The sequence below is a fragment of the Porphyromonas macacae DSM 20710 = JCM 13914 genome (genome assembly GCF_000379945.1).
GTDB lineage: Bacteria > Bacteroidota > Bacteroidia > Bacteroidales > Porphyromonadaceae > Porphyromonas > Porphyromonas macacae.
This window is the reverse complement of record NZ_KB904152.1, coordinates 61,769-76,025: the sequence shown is the minus strand read 5'-3', so window position 1 is coordinate 76,025 and position 14,257 is coordinate 61,769. Positions and strand designations below refer to the sequence as shown.

At 41.2% G+C, this 14,257-nt stretch carries 13 protein-coding genes; 10 read left to right on the top strand and 3 right to left on the bottom strand.

Annotated elements, in window-relative coordinates; translation table 11 throughout:
* Window positions 1-8 precede the first annotated feature (8 nt).
* Window positions 9-854, top strand: a complete 846-nt coding sequence (locus A3GI_RS0109210) for a CvfB family protein (protein WP_018361165.1) — start codon at window positions 9-11, stop codon at window positions 852-854.
* 233 nt (window positions 855-1,087) lie between these two features.
* Complete coding sequence (locus A3GI_RS0109205) at window positions 1,088-2,047, top strand: ketopantoate reductase family protein (protein WP_018361164.1); 960 nt, start codon at window positions 1,088-1,090, stop codon at window positions 2,045-2,047.
* On the opposite strand, the gene A3GI_RS11280 is transcribed toward A3GI_RS0109205, so the two are convergent.
* Window positions 2,010-2,588: a methylated-DNA--[protein]-cysteine S-methyltransferase gene (locus A3GI_RS11280; protein WP_018361163.1), complete on the bottom strand. Its 579-nt coding sequence runs from the start codon at window positions 2,586-2,588 to the stop codon at window positions 2,010-2,012. The genes A3GI_RS0109205 and A3GI_RS11280 overlap by 38 nt on opposite strands.
* Window positions 2,589-2,591: 3 nt before the next feature.
* Window positions 2,592-4,175: a lamin tail domain-containing protein gene (locus A3GI_RS0109195; RefSeq protein ID WP_018361162.1), complete on the bottom strand. Its 1,584-nt coding sequence runs from the start codon at window positions 4,173-4,175 to the stop codon at window positions 2,592-2,594.
* Between the two features lie 111 nt (window positions 4,176-4,286).
* On the opposite strand from A3GI_RS0109195, the gene A3GI_RS0109190 reads away from it, so the two are divergent.
* The 8 genes from A3GI_RS0109190 to A3GI_RS10985 all read left to right on the top strand — a co-directional run bounded on the left by A3GI_RS0109190 (window position 4,287) and on the right by A3GI_RS10985 (window position 12,990).
* On the top strand, window positions 4,287-5,306 hold the full coding sequence (locus A3GI_RS0109190) for an aspartate-semialdehyde dehydrogenase (protein WP_018361161.1): 1,020 nt from the start codon (window positions 4,287-4,289) through the stop codon (window positions 5,304-5,306).
* Window positions 5,307-5,349: 43 nt separating this feature from the next.
* Window positions 5,350-6,198, top strand: coding sequence for a pantoate--beta-alanine ligase (panC, locus tag A3GI_RS0109185; protein WP_018361160.1), 849 nt, complete (start codon window positions 5,350-5,352; stop codon window positions 6,196-6,198).
* A gap of 1 nt (window position 6,199) precedes the next feature.
* Window positions 6,200-7,759 carry a glycoside hydrolase family 10 protein gene (locus A3GI_RS0109180; RefSeq protein ID WP_036869953.1) on the top strand — a complete coding sequence of 520 codons (1,560 nt, stop codon included), beginning with the start codon at window positions 6,200-6,202 and terminating at the stop codon, window positions 7,757-7,759.
* Window positions 7,756-8,880, top strand: a complete 1,125-nt coding sequence (gene hemW, locus A3GI_RS0109175; RefSeq protein WP_018361158.1) for a radical SAM family heme chaperone HemW — start codon at window positions 7,756-7,758, stop codon at window positions 8,878-8,880. Before A3GI_RS0109180 ends, hemW begins: the two co-directional genes overlap by 4 nt.
* Window positions 8,881-8,938: 58 nt before the next feature.
* A complete protein-coding gene (locus A3GI_RS0109170) occupies window positions 8,939-9,598 on the top strand; it encodes a PASTA domain-containing protein (RefSeq protein WP_018361157.1) in 660 nt (219 codons plus the stop codon).
* Between the two features lie 62 nt (window positions 9,599-9,660).
* Entirely contained in the window at window positions 9,661-10,773 is a 1,113-nt protein-coding gene (locus A3GI_RS0109165) for an RluA family pseudouridine synthase (RefSeq protein ID WP_081612828.1), read from the top strand.
* Window positions 10,774-10,797: 24 nt separating this feature from the next.
* Window positions 10,798-11,805 carry a D-alanine--D-alanine ligase gene (locus A3GI_RS0109160; protein WP_018361155.1) on the top strand — a complete coding sequence of 336 codons (1,008 nt, stop codon included), beginning with the start codon at window positions 10,798-10,800 and terminating at the stop codon, window positions 11,803-11,805.
* Window positions 11,806-11,823: 18 nt separating this feature from the next.
* The gene (locus A3GI_RS10985) at window positions 11,824-12,990 is read left to right on the top strand and encodes a 1-acyl-sn-glycerol-3-phosphate acyltransferase (RefSeq protein WP_018361154.1); all 1,167 of its coding nucleotides are present in this window, start codon (window positions 11,824-11,826) and stop codon (window positions 12,988-12,990) included.
* A gap of 166 nt (window positions 12,991-13,156) precedes the next feature.
* Here A3GI_RS10985 and A3GI_RS0109150 read toward each other — a convergent pair whose 3' ends face one another.
* Window positions 13,157-13,900, bottom strand: coding sequence for a hypothetical protein (locus tag A3GI_RS0109150; protein WP_147277719.1), 744 nt, complete (start codon window positions 13,898-13,900; stop codon window positions 13,157-13,159).
* Window positions 13,901-14,257: the final 357 nt, after the last annotated feature.

The following is a 14,257-nucleotide window of genomic DNA, read 5'->3' as shown; positions in this document are numbered from 1 at the left end:
TATTGTATATGAGCTTATTTCAAGTCGGACATATTAACTCGTTGAGAGTTCTCCGAACAGTTTCTATCGGAGCTTATTTGGACGGCGGTGACGGAACGGATATTTTATTACCTCTTAAATACCTGCCGGCAGGAGGCGTTTCTGAGGGCGATGTGCTGGATGTTTTTATTTACCATGACAATGAGGGACGCCTTATAGCCACTACGCTTCGTCCATATATTTCGGTAGGAGAAGTGGCATGGCTGGAGTGTGTCGGCACTTCTGCAGCCGGGGCTTTTCTGGATATGGGTATTCATAAAGACCTTTTAGTGCCGTTTAGCGAGCAGAACCGGCGCATGGAAGTGGGACACAGATATATGGTATACCTGTATCTGGATCAGGTAAGCGGACGGCTGGTGGGTTCGGCAAAGCTGAATAAACATATTGGCAATCTGATTCCTGACTGTAGACCGGGAGACGAAGTTTCGGTCACAGTAGCGGAAAACACACCCATTGGCTGGAAATGCATTGTCAATAACAAGTTTTGGGGGATGATTTACCACGATGAAACAGATGTCTCTCTTTCTGTCGGTTCAAAACATCGGGCATATATAGTACGGTTGAGAGAAGACGATAAATTAGACCTGAGTCTGCAACGTGTCGGATACCATCGAATAGATAGCAGTGCAGTTGCTTTGCATCGTTTATTGCATCAAAACGGAGGCATATTGAAAGTGGGAGATAAAAGCAACCCTGAAGAAATACGCCGGATCTGCGGCATGAGCAAGAAGGTCTTCAAGCAAGCTGCAGGCTCTCTTTATAAGGACAGGATAATAAAGATATCGGATGATAAAATAGAACTGATCATTAAATAAATACGGACGGTTTGTCATCATGCGAAAATTACAGCATTGCTCACGACCTTCGGCTTCGGTCACGTACTTCAATATGCTCCCTTGAGCCTCGTCTTAGCGCCTTGTACTTTACATATTCTAACGTACCTGAACAGGGCTGTGCCAAAAATGAATCTTGACACAGCCCTGTTTTTTGTCTTGAACAACAGTTCAAAAAAATCGGTTTTCCTATAATAACTTAACAAACTTGTATTATGATAGATAAAACTTTCAACATAGTCGTTTCCGGTATTGGCGGTGTCGGAGGTTATTACGGTGCTTTATTGGCCAAATATTCACAGGAAATAAATCCGAATATACGTGTTTGGTTTGTAGCCAGAGGAGAACATCTTAAGGTAATATCCGATTCCGGTTTGCAGGTAACGACACCTTCCCGTAATTTTATTGTACATCCTGCCGGAGCAGATGACAATATGCACAATTTGCCGAAAGCCGATTTGTTGATCATAGCTACAAAGAGCTACGACCTGAAAGCGAATATCGATCAACTAAAGCCGATCATTGGGCATCGAACGGTGATTTTACCTTTATTGAACGGAGCGAATATTACGGAGCAGATTAAGGATATGTTGCCTGAAACGGAGGTGTGGTATGGCTGCGTTTACATCTCTGCACGTAAAGGCAATCCGGGATCTGTTTATTTGGAATCCGACAGTGAGTCTTTCTATTTCGGATCGGGCAAAAAAATAAAAACGGAATTGGAGTATAAACTATTGGATTTATTTTCGGAAAGCGGAATCAATGCACGCAATCCTGAAAATATCCGATATGTAGTCCGTGAGAAGTTTATGATGATTTCGGCCACTGCTACTGCCACCTCTTACTTCAATTGCCCTGTGGGTGAAGTTATGGAAAAGCATCCGGATGAAATGAAACATTTGCGTGAAGAACTGATAGAGCTTTCCATTCTTCAGGGGTATCCGATGACAGCGGAAGAAGTCGAAGCAGGTTTACTGAAAAAGCAATACCGTATGCCTGCTGACAGCACCTCTTCGATGCATGTGGATTTTTTGAAAGGAAGTAAAACGGAATTGGAAAACCTGACCGGCTATGTTGTGCATTCGGCGAATATTTTGGGCTTACAAGTACCGACCTATGAAAAGATGTATGAGGGGCTTAAAGCTGATTGTTACCCCCCGAAAGTAAAAGAATAGCACATTTACCGCAGAGCTCATTCTCTATCATTTCTTTTTTGAGTTGGCTCCCCCAATGGTATTTCCCTTTTTCTCCATTTGAATAAATAACCCGATGACAGGGAATGATAATGGAAACAGGGTTTCGGGCTACGGCATGAGCCGTGGCTCGAACGGCTTTCGGATTTCCAGTTTTTTGAGCCAGCTCTTTATAGCTGACAAGATGACCGCACGGAATACGTAACAGATGCCGCCATACTTCTATGGAAAAAGCCGTACCGATAAGATGAAGGGTTTCGTTCAATGGCTTCCCGGAACAATAGGACTGAAATAGTTTTATTCCTCTTGCATCGTTCCGCACCAGATGCAGATATTTGCAATCTTCAATACAGATATCATTTTTATAACGTGAAAAACCTGTGTATAAAAGTCCTACAGAGCTGAACATACAAAGTAGAGGCCCGGATTTTGTATTGACAATACTATATTCGACTGCCTGTTTCAGCAGCAGACGGTTTCCGTATCCCTTGACAGTCGTTCCCACAATTTCTAAAGTTTCCATATCCTATATATCCAATATGAAATAGCGTATAAATTCCTTCTCTCCGGTCGGAATAAGTTTTACGACAACCAGATATCTTCCTAAAGGTAAGCCTAATAATTGAGCCAAAGAACCTCCTCCGGCTTGGTGAAAATCTCTGCACCACTGATATGTTTCGGTTCCATTAAAATGTTTTATGGCAATACCTCCCAAAGTGTAAATATGCGTACTGCATTTGAACGTTGCATCCGTATCGGCCACGCATACTATATTTTCTGCAATGATGAGAGGTGATTGTGCTTTCTTTGAAAACTTGTAATCCGATACGGCTTGATTCTTTGTATTATTGTTTTTATTCAGCCGTGAATTCGGTCTGCCGGGCGTAGCATAGTTGCTCGAAGAAGAAGCTGATCGCCAATTCTTTTCGTATTCGATTCGCGGTTCGGGATTTATACGTTCCAGAGCTATTCCACGCTTACTCTTAAGGCCTTTATCGAAAAGAGACGTACTGTATACGGCTTCATCTACAATCATATTATCAGAAAGTCGTACCAAACCTATCATAAAGCCCTTGTTCGACAGTTTTGGAATTTCTTTCAATTCACAAATATTGTCAATGGGTGTTTCAGGATAAAATTTTACAATACCTTCCGCGTTTTCGGTAAGAACAATATAACCGCCCGGAGAAATCGTTCCGGCTTGAGAGAGCTCGAATATCCGGCCATAATGCGTACTGTTTTTTACAACTATGGCGTAGTTGGCCAACTCTATACTGATATTATTAGGATTGTGGAGTTCTATATATTCGGAACTTCCTTTCAACGGATTGGCCATGATTTCGTTTAGAACCGGTATTTCATGGTCTTCATTGACAATCATTTTAGGACCGGATTTGCTCTTGTTTTTAGAAAACGCTACACGGTTGTTTGCAAACAATATATTGTATACCGTAAAAACACCCTCTTGTTTCTTTGAATAATGGCAGATAATACCTGTAATATTATCGGTTGCGTTATTTTCTGAAAAGGGCAGATGAATTCTTTTTGAGGAAACTGTGGAATTATTGGCATCGAGAACCTTGCAATTCCACCAATTTTCTGATTGTTCTATTTCGAGATGAATGGTATTCGTCTTTTCCGGAGGGAAAGAATGAATTGGCGCAACAGGGTAGTCTTTCAAATGAATGATGTTATATGACCGACTGCCGGCTATACTTTTTTTCAGCTCTATTTCAGAGAGCTGAACAGCTGTTTTATTCACCGAGCAGGCAATATATCTATCGACATCTCCAAGGGATTTTAAGATTATGTAAAAACTTTCTTCCTCGTTCAAAGGCATACCGATGTCTATGCTTCCTTTCCATGAGTTGTAAGAAGTTTTTCCGAGTGAGGTAAACAAAGAACTCTGATTTATCTCAAAGTATGAATGCCCGGGATTGCCCATAAGAAGTAATTTGCCTTCGTCTATAATGAAATCTTCCCTGTTTCCATAGACCAGAGGATTATTGATTATGCCGGGTATCGTAAGATTCGGTTGCCATTGTGCAAGGATATCTATTGTGGAAATAATAAGAAGCCATATCAGTGTATATAGCCGGATTCTGTTCATGGTTATATATAATAGATTATTGGTTGATATTTGTACCTTTGTGAGGCATGTGCAAAGATAAGCTAAATGATGTGCGTGCGGATGTTTATTACCCCATAAAACAAATACAAAATGAATGTAGCAATAGTGGGTGCCAGTGGCGCTGTTGGACAAGAATTTCTTAAGATATTGAACGAACGAAACCTGCCCATAACACGTTTGGATTTATTCGGGTCGAAGCGGAGTGCCGGAAAAACTTTTGACTATAAGGGACAGAGTATCACTGTGAAAGAATTGAGACACAATGATGATTTCAAAGATATAGATATTGCTTTTGTGTCGGCCGGAGGCAGCACTTCACTGGAATATGCCGATACGATTACGAAGCATGGAACATTGATGATCGATAATTCCAGTGCATTCCGTATGGAATCCGACGTTCCTCTGGTGGTACCGGAGGTAAATGGAGAAGATGCATTCAATCATCCGAGGAATATTATAGCGAACCCGAATTGTACCACCATACAAATGGTGGTAGCTCTAAAAGTCATCCACGATTTGTCTCCTGTAAAACAGGTACATGTTTCTACATATCAAGCCGCCAGCGGGGCCGGTGCCCAGGGAATGGAAGAACTGATACGGCAAGTGAAGTCATCGGCGGCGGGAGAGGAAATAAAAGTAGAGAAGTTTGCATATCAGTTATTGGAAAATCTTATTCCTCAGGTAGACGTTTTTACTGAAAACGGTTATACGAAAGAGGAAATGAAGATGTATCACGAAACCCGAAAAATCATGCACAGCGATATCAAGGTTAGTTCTACCTGCGTACGTGTGCCTGTACTCAGAGCTCACAGCGAGGCGATTTGGGTGGAAACAGAAACAAATCTAAACATTGAAGATGTTAAGATGGCTTTCGGGAAAGCTGACGGTATTATTTTACAAGATGATCCTGAAAACAAAAAATATCCGATGCCTCTGTTCGTTTCTAATAAAGATGAGGTATTTGTCGGGCGCATAAGAAAGGATATCAGTAACGATAAAGGATTGACATTCTGGTGTGTTGGAGATCAAATCAGGAAAGGTGCAGCCTTAAATGCTGTACAAATTGCCGAATATCTTATCAAGAAAGAATACTTCAATAAAAACAAATAGTATTTATTAACTGAAAAAACTATTTTGCTCTGATAGAAATAAGATGAAAATATTGAATACGGTAGCGGAAGTTCAGGATTTTATAACAACTTGTCGCAAAGAAAATAAAACGGTGGGATATGTTCCCACTATGGGGGCACTTCATTCCGGACATATCAGTTTGGTAAAACAGGCATTGAATACCTGTGATATTTGTATTGTAACGGTTTTTGTAAATCCGACACAATTTAATGATCCCAAAGATTTGGAAACTTATCCGCGAGATTTTGAGTCCGATGCGAAAAAGCTGGAAGAAGCCGGAGCTCATGCTGTTTTTTATCCCTCCGTTAAAGAAGTTTATCCCACGGAAGACAAAAGGTATTTCAATGTGGGAGCTGTGGCTGAAGTTATGGAAGGCTCTTATCGGCCGGGGCATTTTAATGGAGTAATGCAGGTAGTAAGTCGTTTTTTCGATATCATCAAACCTGATAAAGCTTTTTTCGGAGAAAAAGATTTTCAGCAAATCGCCGTGGTGCGTGCCATGGTAAAACAATTAGCCCTTCCTGTAGAGATACTTGCGTGTCCTATTATTCGCGAACCGGACGGACTTGCTCTGAGTAGTAGAAACGTTCGTCTGACACCTGAGAACAGAGCTCAAGCACCTAAAATACACCGGATACTTTCTCTGAGCACACAATGGATGGAAAGTTATTCTCCTGCCCGGGTAAAAGAAAAAGTGATCGATGAAATCAATTCCGTACCGGGTATGCGGGTGGAATACTATGAAATTGTGGACGGAACCTCTCTTCTGCCCATCGAATCCTGGGACGACAGTTCGTATATTATCGGATGTATAACCGTATATTGCGGTGATGTAAGATTGATTGACAATATCCATTACAATAAATCGTAAGTTGAAAAGGGAACTGTTCATCATATTAATATCAGGTATGCTCCTGGGCGGATGTGGCACCAAACGTCGTGCTACAACGGTCCGGGAGCAATCTTATACAGAGAAGACACAATCGGTAAAAAAAGATACAATTGAAATAAAACCATGGGTAAAGCCTTATGTTGCTGACGTTCGGCATGAAATGAGAGGCGTGTGGTTGACCACGGTTTACGGTTTGGACTGGCCTCGTGCCAAAGCAGACTCTTATAAAGGACAAAAAGTTCAGCAGGAGGAATTGCTTTTGATTTTAGATCGTTTGAAAGATGATGGTTTTAATACGGTTTTTCTGCAAGTTCGCTTACGTGGTAATATGATTTTTGCCTCTGAATACGAACCTTGGGCGAATATTTTTACCCGCTCGGGGCAGCCTCCTCAATATGATCCTTTAGCTTTCGTGGTGGATGCCTGCCATCGAAGAGGACTGGCTTGTCACGCCTGGCTCGTAACTTATCCGATGGGAAACAATACAGAGGTTAACCGTTCTTTCCGTACATCGAAACCCGATTGGTTTGTTAAGCATCTTAATGAATGGTATCTTGATCCCGGTGCACCCGAAGTAAGAACATATTTAACCAAACTGTGTGCGGAAATCGTAGAAAAGTATCCGGTCGATGGTATACATCTCGATTATATCCGTTATCCCGATCATGCGAAAAGTTTTAACGATAGAAAAACTTTTAATCGATACGGAAAAGGAAAAAGCCTTGCAGAATGGCGACGAAACAATATTACCGAGCTGCTTCGTGAGGTGAAGAAAACCATTGAGCAAATCAATCCTTATGTACAGCTCAGTGCAGCGCCTTTGGGTAAATTAAAACATTTGGGAGCTAAGATAACTCCTCATGGCTGGACGGCGTACGAGTCTGTATATCAGGATGTAGAGCAATGGGACAGAGAAAAACTTCTGGACTTTGTCGTTCCGATGATGTACTATAAAGATGACCTGTTCGAGCCTTTTTTACTGGATTGGCAACGTTCTTTGAAACATACGGCCGTTATTGCCGGATTAGGCCCTTACCGCTTATCGGAAGGCTCTAAAGCCATGCGCTGGAAAGAGGAAGATATTTTGTGTCAGATGGATTTTGTTAGAAATGTACGGGTGGATGGTGTTTGCTTCTTTAGAGATGAATTTATAAGCAACCGATATTCTCAGATGCGTGAAAGTATTCGCAAAGAATTCCGTACACAAGCTCTTTTGCCGGAACTTTCACGAGGGAAAAATTACTTGCCGACAACTCCATTTGATGTCAAGCTTGAGCATAGAGGAGCCGAGTATTACTTATCATGGCAAATGAAGGAACCGATCGATAAACGTATCAAATATCGTGTTTGGGCTTCGATAAAGGATAAAAAAGGTGATACGGCTAACAGACTTTTAGCCGATGGGGTGTCGGATCTTTCGTTTAAGGTTCCATCTTCAGTCTTGGCTTCTGTCGAAAGAATAGAATTTGGAGTAGAAGCGGTTAACTCTTTTGGGGTTGCCACTCCATGCGAACACGGGGCTCATTACATGAAACAATGAACCTTTATATTCATGTTCCTTTTTGCGTAAAGAAATGTGCTTACTGCGATTTCTACAGCCTGACAGACCAGCGTATGGCAGATGCATATGTAGATGCATTGTGCCATGAATTAATCTTAAGGCATGAGCAATTCGCATCTTACTTGCCTTTTCAGAATATTTATTTCGGAGGAGGAACGCCAAGCCAACTGAAAGGAACCCATCTAAAGAAAATTTTCAATTGTCTGGAAAGGTTTGGCTACGACGCGAATGGAGAGATCACCTTTGAAGCCAACCCCGATGATCTTCATGAGAATTATGTGAGGATTCTGAACGATTTTCCAATCAATAGAATAAGTATGGGTGTTCAGAGTTTTGATGATTCTGATTTATCCTTTCTGGGGCGAAGACACAATGTAAAGAGAGTTTATGATGCGATCAGCACGCTTCATCGGTATGGTTTTCATGAAATCAGTATCGATCTGATATACGGTTTACCCGGGCAAACATTGAGCAAGTGGAATCTGAATATAGATCGGGCTTTAGCCTTACACTTGCCGCATATTTCCGCATATCATTTGATTTATGAACCGCATACTGTATTAACCCGACAATTGGAACAAGGCAGGATAGAAGAGGTGAACGAAGAAACCAGTGTCGGCCTGTTCAGGCTTTTAATCCGAAAACTGCAATCGGCCGGTTACAGGCACTATGAAATCTCTAATTTTGCCATACCGGGACATGAGGCAAAGCTGAATAGCGGTTATTGGTTCGGGGCTTTATATACCGGCATAGGACCTTCGGCTCACAGTTATATGGGAGAGGGACGAAGTTTTAATGTTGCCGACCTTCATGATTATATTAAGTCTCTTTCTCAAGACAAACTGCCCTCTAAAACAGAATTTCTTTCTATTACCGATCAGTACAATGAGTATGTTATGACTCGATTGAGAACAGATATCGGAATAGACTTGGATGAATTGGAAAAAAACTTTGGGAAAAAGAAAGCCGAGTCTTTTTTATATTCTGCAAAGCGTTATACAGAATCCGGCCTATTGTCCGTAGAAGGTAGTAAAGTAAGGCTAACTCAAGATGGCATTTTTGTGTCGGACGGAATAATTGCAGACTTGTTTGCCGATTAATTATGTACCTTTGAAAGGTATTACCGGATAAAAGTAGAAATCTAAAATGGATATTTGAATGGAATTTTTCAAGAAACATCCAATTGTAGCAAATATATTGCTGATTATTTTGATCAGTATAATTTTGATTTTTCTGGGCTTTTGGGGGTTGGATTTATATACTCGCCATGGGAAATCGGTAGTTGTACCCGATATAAAAGGCATGCAAATAGAAGAGGCGCGCCTTTTACTCAAAAAGTCTAATTTGCGAGCCGATATCATAGATTCCGTATACAGTAAAGATGCTGTTCCCGGTTCTATTCTCGATGTTTCACCTGCAGTAGGAGAGCACGTCAAACCGGGCAGAAGTATTTTTATTACCATTAACCCTGTAAACCCTCCCCTGCGTACCATACCCAATGTGGTAGACATGTCGGCACGTCAGGCCCGTGCTCTTTTAGTGAGTATCGGCTTCGAACAGGTTTATGAAAAATTGATACCGGGAGATTTTATCGATCTGGCCAAAGGTATACAGGACAACAAAGGCAAAATGCTGAATGCAGGAGAAAGAGTAACTCTGCAAACTCCATTATACCTTTTGGTGGTAGGCGTTTCTGCAACAGACAGTTTACTGACAAACCCAACGGACTTACAGCTTTCGGATTCTGTGAAAAATAAAAAAGATGTTCAGCCGGGCGATACCACAAACCATGTAAACGATGATGAGTCGTGGTGGTAAATGACAATAAATTTTCGGAGAATACAGATTTAGAACAGTCTTCATCTTCATTTGCCGACCTAATGGCAAACGAAGATGAAGATTGTGATTTAATACAGGATGAAGACGAAGAGTTATTTTTGTCTTCTCTTTCTGATAGCACCGATAATCTTACGGATGCAGACGGTAATCCTCTTTTCGAACATTATAGAATTGTAGCAGACCCAAAACAGTCGCCTTTGCGTGTGGATAAGTTTTTGATGAACCACATGAATAAAACTACGCGCAACAGACTTCAACAGGCAGCTGAAGCCGGATGTATCTTCGTCGGAAACAAACCGGTCAAAAGCAACTATAAGGTTAAACCGGGCGATATTATTACTTTGCAGCTGCGCCGTCCTAAACGGTTATTCGAGGTTACAGCCGAAAACATTCCTTTGGATATTGTTTATGAAGACGACTTTCTTCTCGTTGTGAATAAACCGGCCGGCATGGTCGTACACCCGGGGCATGGAAATTATTCCGGTACTCTGGTAAATGCATTGGCCTATCATCTGCGAAATAACCCCCAATATGATCCTTCCGACCCTCGCTTGGGACTGGTTCATCGTATCGATAAAGATACCAGTGGATTGTTGGTAGTAGCAAAAACACCCGAAGCAAAAGCAGATCTCAGCAGACAGTTTTTTGAAAAATCGACAGAGCGCACTTATCGGGCTCTGGTATGGGGGCGTTTCGATCCTAAGGAGGGTACGATAAAGGGCAATATCGGCCGGGATCCCAAAGACAGGCTTATCATGAAAGTTTTCCCCTATATGAGCGAATACGGCAAAGATGCAGTAACGCATTACACCTGCCTCGAAGAGTTTGCTTATGTAAGCTGGATCGAATGCCGGTTGGAAACGGGGCGTACACATCAAATCAGAGCACACATGAAATCTATCGATCATCCGCTATTTGCAGATGAACGATATGGCGGAGATAAAATCCTGCGCGGGAATAATTCCGGCTCCTACAAACAATTTATACACAATTGTCTGGAACTTTGTCCGCGACAGTGTCTCCATGCCAAAACCTTAGGGTTTACACATCCTTATTCAGGTCAAAAAATGAAATTCGACTCGGAAATACCGCAAGATCTGAGCGCATTATTAGAAAAATGGCGAACTTATACAGCGAATTTATCCGACCGATAAAAATCATAAGTTTTGAAGCAATCTATGTCTACAGCACAAAAGAAAAAACTCAATGTGGCAGTTGTAGCCGGAGGCTATTCCAATGAATATCCGGTATCCATACGCAGTGCACGCAGTATCCTTTCCTGGTTGGATCGGGAGTTGTTCAATCCGTATTTAGTGATCATCAAGAAAGAAAAAAGGGTAGTAGAAATAAAAGAAGAGACATATACAGACCTCGATCTTTCCTCTTTTGGTTTTATGAATATTGAAGGAAAGCAAGTCAAATTCGACTATGCTTTTATCACAATACATGGTACTCCCGGAGAAGATGGAAAGATTCAAGGCTATTTGGATATTATGGGGGTTCCCTATAATACCGGAGGAGTTTTACAGGAAGCTCTTACATTTGATAAATATACCTGCAATTTATTCCTAAGCAATTTTCCCGGCATACGCATCGCTCGCTCCAAACGTTTATCCGATAAATTATCCATACCGTCCGCGGATGAGTTAATCCGGGAGGTCGGATTCCCCGTATTTGTAAAACCGAATGCCGGAGGTTCGAGCATTGCCACAACCCGCGTAGACGACCCCTCCCAACTTCAAACGGCGATAAAAACAGCGTTTGAAGAAGCTGATTCCGTAATGGTGGAAGCCCTGATAAACGGCACTGAAGTAACTTGCGGATGTTTTAAGACAAATGGAGATATTACTCCGCTTCCGGTTACTGAGGTCGTTACACACAACCGTTTTTTTGACTATGATGCCAAGTATAACGGAGCTGTGGAAGAAATTACTCCGGCGCGTATTCCTGCAGAGCAATTTGCCCATATCCAACATTTAACCGGTGAGATATACAAACATTTGGATACGAAAGGAATAATTCGTGTCGACTATATCATAGAAGCAGACGGGCAGCCGACTCTTTTAGAGGTAAATACAACGCCGGGTATGACGGGTACAAGTTTTATTCCCCAGCAAGTAGCGGCTGCGGGAATGAATATGCCGTCTTTACTGACTGAAATAATCTTTGCAACCATTAAGATGTAAACCTTTAAGATTAAAGAGATGATACCAGAACAATTCAATTCTATCCGCCCCCTTAATGCTCAAGAAGTCCCCGAAGCGATTGAGGCTCTGCTCAATCATCCTGCAATGGAGGCTGTTTTTAATCACTTATCTCTTAAAAAGAAAGAGATAGAAGATATTTCCGCTCTGGCATTAACCTGTAAAAATGTTTTAGAATTTAAGCAGAAAGTTGCGACGATTTTTATCGATTATATATCTAAAAAAACAACTTTTTCACTCTCCTTATCGGGCAGATCTCGTTTGGGGGAAGATATTCCCTGTACCTATATCTCAAATCACCGCGATATCATACTGGATTCGGCTTTCTTGAATCTCCTGTTATATCAAATTGGCTACAAAATGCCTCAGGTGGCTATTGGAGATAATCTGTTGATCGAGGTATGGATAGAGCAATTGGTACGTCTCTGCGGCTGTTTTATCGTAAGAAGAAATCTTGAAGGACGCAGTGTGCTCACAGAAGCGAAAACCCTTTCGGAATACATGCATTATAATATACTGCATGGAGAATCTCAATGGATAGCCCAGAGAGAGGGGCGTGCCAAGGACAGTAATGACTTAACCCAGATCAGTGTGTTGAAGATGTTGGCCATGGGAGGAGAAGGCAGTGTAGTTGAAAGATTGGCCGGACTCAATATTGTCCCGTTGTCTGTTTCCTACGAATATGATCCTTGCGATTACCTCAAAGCCCGTGAAATGCAATATAAGCGCGATAACGCCAATTACAAAAAAACGGCACAGGAAGATGCTTTGAATATGCAGACCGGACTTTTTGGCTACAAAGGGCGTGTTCATTTCACCATAGCCGGAAAATTAAACGATATTCTCGATCAGGTTCCCGAAACGTTGCCCAAACAACAGCAGTATGAAATTGTGGCAGAACTTATTAATCGTGAAATATTTAAGAATTACAGGCTTTATCCTTCTAACTATATAGCTTTGGACATCATGCATGATAATAACCGTTACAGCACGCACTACAGTGCAGAGGAGAAACAGTTATTCATTGACTATATATTAGGCCAGGTGGCAAAAATAGAGTTGGAAGAAGGGTATACCAAGGATATTCCGTTTTTATACGCCTGTATGATAAAAATGTATGCAACTCCGGCTATGAATAAAGAGAAAACGATAGGTTCATTTGTATAAAGATCGAATAACTCCAAATCTCGAAACATAAAAAGCAATATATATGACCGGAGGTGCTGTTATTAAAGCTAAACCCCCATATATATATTGCTTTCTTTTTTATTATACTCCTATATATTTTTTGTGTGCTGCCTTTTCGCACACATCCTTTACTGTAATAAAACAACTACTTTACTTCAAAGTAGTACGTTATAGTATCATAGATTTTCTTTGCCTCCGGATATTTTGAAGATTCGGTTTCTGTTAGATCTCTTGTTATAGTAGAGTGAAGTAAATAACGTCCGGCCCAAAGAGGCATAAACTCAACAGCTTTATTGGGATAGCGATAAAAATCTTTTTTCCATCCCGTATCTCCAAGCAAACTCACTCGGACACCTTTATATTCATCGTTACGAACCGATAAGGGAAAGCAAGCCATTTGTCCCATTTTAATCTCTTTTGAAACCGGGGGCAGAAAAAGAATTCCCTGATCGAAAGGGCTTACTGTAATCGGATTTTTTTCGGATATACCCACTTTTACCCATGCAATCGACTGGTAGTGTATTTTCATTCCCCGGTACATTTCCTCAACCCGGCAATCGAATACGATGCAGTGCCAACCCTCTTCTTGAGGAATAAAAGTTGCGATATAACAGCTGTCCGTGGGTGTGCGTTCAAGTTCGATAATATTTCCCGATGGGGGCAAAACTTGCCAAAGTCCCTTATCCATGCCTTTCATCCAATGTTTCATGGCCGTTTTATCTTTCATCGAAAATTCTCCAAAATAGAGCGAAATATTTTGTTTCCGGCCAATCTTACCGGTCCGATTGGTTTCCATCCACATAGTGTGCGCCTCGACAGCAACGCACATCAATAGAAATAGCAGGATTGAAATGATACTTTTGTTTAATAGAGAAGTTTTTCTGTTCATATTAACACAGGTATTGATTTATATCAAAAATCATGTTTTTATTGCTATCTCGCAATAGCAATCGATGGGGATTCTATATCGATACATCCCTTTTGATTGGTAGATGTTATGTTTTTTAATCATTGTTTCCGGAGACCGTCAAAAATTCTCTGCCTGATGGCTCAAAATCCGTAGCCTGATGGATTTTCAACGAAGTTAACTTGGATTTTTATTATTTGCCTGAAGAATTTTTATCCATCAAGCAGAGATTTTTTCAGTACACGTCATAACCGGTTGTAGGTGCGTTTTTTCGAATCGGATTAAAAATAATTTCAAAATCGGGATTTTTATCCAATGGTTAATTTCCTCGTTTTATCA

What these genes read in the sequence shown, in the direction of transcription:
- A3GI_RS0109150 (WP_147277719.1), bottom strand. Translation starts at nt 13,900, where the DNA reads ATGAACAGAAAAACTTCTCTATTAAACAAAAGTATCATTTCAATCCTG.
- A3GI_RS0109190 (WP_018361161.1), top strand. Translation starts at nt 4,287, where the DNA reads ATGAATGTAGCAATAGTGGGTGCCAGTGGCGCTGTTGGACAAGAATTT.
- A3GI_RS0109170 (WP_018361157.1), top strand. Translation starts at nt 8,939, where the DNA reads ATGGAATTTTTCAAGAAACATCCAATTGTAGCAAATATATTGCTGATT.
- A3GI_RS0109160 (WP_018361155.1), top strand. Translation starts at nt 10,798, where the DNA reads ATGTCTACAGCACAAAAGAAAAAACTCAATGTGGCAGTTGTAGCCGGA.
- A3GI_RS0109210 (WP_018361165.1), top strand. Translation starts at nt 9, where the DNA reads ATGAGCTTATTTCAAGTCGGACATATTAACTCGTTGAGAGTTCTCCGA.
- A3GI_RS11280 (WP_018361163.1), bottom strand. Translation starts at nt 2,588, where the DNA reads ATGGAAACTTTAGAAATTGTGGGAACGACTGTCAAGGGATACGGAAAC.
- A3GI_RS0109205 (WP_018361164.1), top strand. Translation starts at nt 1,088, where the DNA reads ATGATAGATAAAACTTTCAACATAGTCGTTTCCGGTATTGGCGGTGTC.
- A3GI_RS0109165 (WP_081612828.1), top strand. Translation starts at nt 9,661, where the DNA reads ATGGCAAACGAAGATGAAGATTGTGATTTAATACAGGATGAAGACGAA.
- A3GI_RS0109195 (WP_018361162.1), bottom strand. Translation starts at nt 4,175, where the DNA reads ATGAACAGAATCCGGCTATATACACTGATATGGCTTCTTATTATTTCC.
- panC (WP_018361160.1), top strand. Translation starts at nt 5,350, where the DNA reads ATGAAAATATTGAATACGGTAGCGGAAGTTCAGGATTTTATAACAACT.
- hemW (WP_018361158.1), top strand. Translation starts at nt 7,756, where the DNA reads ATGAACCTTTATATTCATGTTCCTTTTTGCGTAAAGAAATGTGCTTAC.
- A3GI_RS10985 (WP_018361154.1), top strand. Translation starts at nt 11,824, where the DNA reads ATGATACCAGAACAATTCAATTCTATCCGCCCCCTTAATGCTCAAGAA.